At 59.0% G+C, this 2669-nt stretch carries 2 protein-coding genes; both read left to right on the plus strand.

Going from position 1 to position 2669, the window contains the following annotated elements; translation table 11 throughout:
* Nucleotides 1-87: 87 nt before the first annotated feature.
* The gene (locus BDE01S_RS09880) at nucleotides 88-1128 is read left to right on the plus strand and encodes a type IV pilus twitching motility protein PilT (RefSeq protein ID WP_066080992.1); all 1041 of its coding nucleotides are present in this window, start codon (nucleotides 88-90) and stop codon (nucleotides 1126-1128) included.
* A 144-nt stretch (nucleotides 1129-1272) separates the two neighbouring features.
* A complete protein-coding gene (locus BDE01S_RS09885; protein WP_066080997.1) occupies nucleotides 1273-2439 on the plus strand; it encodes a PilT/PilU family type 4a pilus ATPase in 1167 nt (388 codons plus the stop codon).
* Nucleotides 2440-2669: the final 230 nt, after the last annotated feature.

The raw sequence follows: 2669 nt of genomic DNA on the forward strand, positions 1-2669 counted from the left end.
TCAAGCCCCCTCTTTGAGCAAGGCGAACCGACGCCGTAGCAGAAATGACGCTCCGACTATATCTACCCAATCCCAGCGGGGCACACAATGCAAATGACCGACTTACTCGCTTTCAGCGTAAAAAACCAGGCCTCCGACCTTCATCTGAGCGCGGGTATGCCGCCGATGATACGCGTACACGGCGATATCCGCCGCATCAATCTGCCGCAGATGCCGGCGGAAGAGGTGGGCGATATGCTGTTTTCGGTGATGAACGAGCAGCAGCAGCGGCTGTTCCGCCAGGAATTGGAAGTAGATTTTTCCTTCGAGCTGCCCAATATTGCCCGCTTCCGCGTGAATGCGTTTACCACGGGGCGCGGGCCGGCAGCGGTATTCCGCACCATTCCGAATGCGGTGTTGTCGCTGGAAGCGCTCAAAGCGCCGCGCATCCTGCAAAAAATCGCCGATAATCCACGCGGGCTGGTTTTGGTCACGGGGCCGACCGGCTCGGGCAAATCCACTACGCTGGCGGCCATGGTCGATTATATCAACGAGACCCAGCCGGCGCATATTCTCACCATCGAAGACCCCGTCGAATTTATCCACAAAAGCAAAAAAGCCCTGATTAACCAGCGCGAGCTGCACCAGCACACCCTCAGCTTCCACAATGCGCTGCGCTCGGCGCTGCGGGAAGACCCCGATGTGATTTTGGTGGGCGAAATGCGCGACCCGGAAACCATCCGCCTGGCGCTGACCGCCGCCGAAACCGGCCATCTGGTGTTTGCCACCCTGCACACCACCGGCGCGGCGAAAACCATAGACCGTATTGTCGATGTGTTCCCCGCAGGCGAAAAAGAAATGGTCCGCACCATGCTTTCGGAGTCGCTGCGGGCGGTGATTTCGCAGACCCTGCTGAAAACCCGTGACGGCAGCGGCCGCGTGGCCGCGCACGAAATTCTGGTGTCCACGCCCGCGATACGCAACCTGATTCGGGAAAACAAAATCGCCCAAATCCAATCGGCCATCCAAACCGGCCAGAGCCACGGGATGCAAACCCTGGACCAATCGCTGCAATCGCTGCTGCGCCAAGGGCTGATTGATGCCGATACCGCCCGCAGCAAAGCACAATACAGCGACGGTATGCTCTAACAGGCTGCCCGCGCCCGCCATACTGCGCCTTATCCGCCTGTTACCGTGAATTTGAATAAAAAGAAACAAGGCGGAAATCCGCAGACAGGCGCAGCCAGCTCTGTAAATTTCTTATTTTAATTCAATATATTAACAAAACCCGCCATGAGCCATAACGATTTTTTCTCCAAGCCCGCCGCCTTGCCCGTGCACCCGCTGCTGGAGCGTATGTTCCGCGAAGCAGAGGAGCGCGGGGCTTCGGATATCTTTATCAGTGCCGGCTTTCCGCCCGCCTTTAAAGCAGACGGCACGCTGTTTCCCATGCGCCACCCGCCTTTGGAAGCGGAAGAAACCGCCGCCATCGTGCGCTCTACCATGAGCGCGGAGCAGGCAGCAGCCTTTGAGCGTAGCTGGGAGCTGAATTACGCGGCGGCCTCGCCCGGCGGTACGCGCTACCGCATCAACGCCTACCGCGGGCAGGGGCGCACCGGCATGGTGTTGCGCCGCATCAACCGCGATATTCCCGCCATCGCCGCCTTAAACCTGCCCGCCGTATTGGAAACGCTGGCGCTGGCGCCGCGCGGCCTGCTGGTTTTGGCCGGCCCCGCCAACTCGGGCAAATCCGCCACCGCCGCCGCGCTGCTCGACCACCGCAACCGCCACCTGCCCGGCCACATTCTCACCATCGAAGACCCGATTGAGTTTATCCACAAGCCGATGCGCTGTATATTCACCCAGCGCGAAATCGGCATCGATACGCCGGATCGGGCATCGGCGGTTCAAAGCGCGATGCGCCAGTCGCCCGATGTGGTTGCGCTCGGCGAAATCCGCAACGCGGCAGATATGGACGACGCGCTGCAGCTGGCGCAGGCGGGGCATCTGTGCATCATCACGCTGCACGCGGGCAGCGCGGTGCAGGCCGTCGAGCGCATCCTGCATTTTTATCCGGAAACACGCCGCGGGCAGGCACAGATTGATTTGGCGCTGAACCTCAATGCCGTTATCGGCCAACGCCTGGCAGTCAAAAAAGACCAAAGCGGCCGCATCGCCGCCGTGGATTTGCTGCTCAACACGCCCGCCATGCAAGACGCGCTGTTTAAAGGCCGCATCGCCGATATCCGCAGCCTGATGGCACGCTCCGCCCCCGACGGCATGCAGACCTTCAACCAAAACCTTTTCGATTTATACACACGCGGCATCATCAGCCGGGAAGAAGCCCTGCGCCAGGCCGATTCGGCCAACGATTTGCAGCTGCAAATCCGCCTGTACGACGAAGGCCGCCAAACCGAATATCTGTACGACCGCATCGGCGATTTGAACCTGATGAGTTGATGCGTTCCGATAACAGGCATACACAAGCCGTCTGAATTTTCAGACGGCTTTTTTTGATTTGCAGAACAAGATAAAACCGCCGGCCTCCACCGAATATCTTGACCTTTCAACCAAGCGGCGGGGTTACTACCCCGGTTTACGGTACGCTTTAAGCCGCTCCGGTTGGCGCAAAATATAGTCGGAGAGTAAATTCTGATACAAGGCGAGCCAGCGCTGTAGCAGAAATTACT

It is taken from the genome of Bergeriella denitrificans NBRC 102155 (genome assembly GCF_001592185.1).
Lineage (GTDB): Bacteria > Pseudomonadota > Gammaproteobacteria > Burkholderiales > Neisseriaceae > Neisseria > Neisseria denitrificans.

Excerpts from the sequence above, each read along its gene's own strand:
- BDE01S_RS09880 (WP_066080992.1), top strand. The coding sequence starts at position 88 with ATGCAAATGACCGACTTACTCGCTTTCAGCGTAAAAAACCAGGCCTCC.
- BDE01S_RS09885 (WP_066080997.1), top strand. The coding sequence starts at position 1,273 with ATGAGCCATAACGATTTTTTCTCCAAGCCCGCCGCCTTGCCCGTGCAC.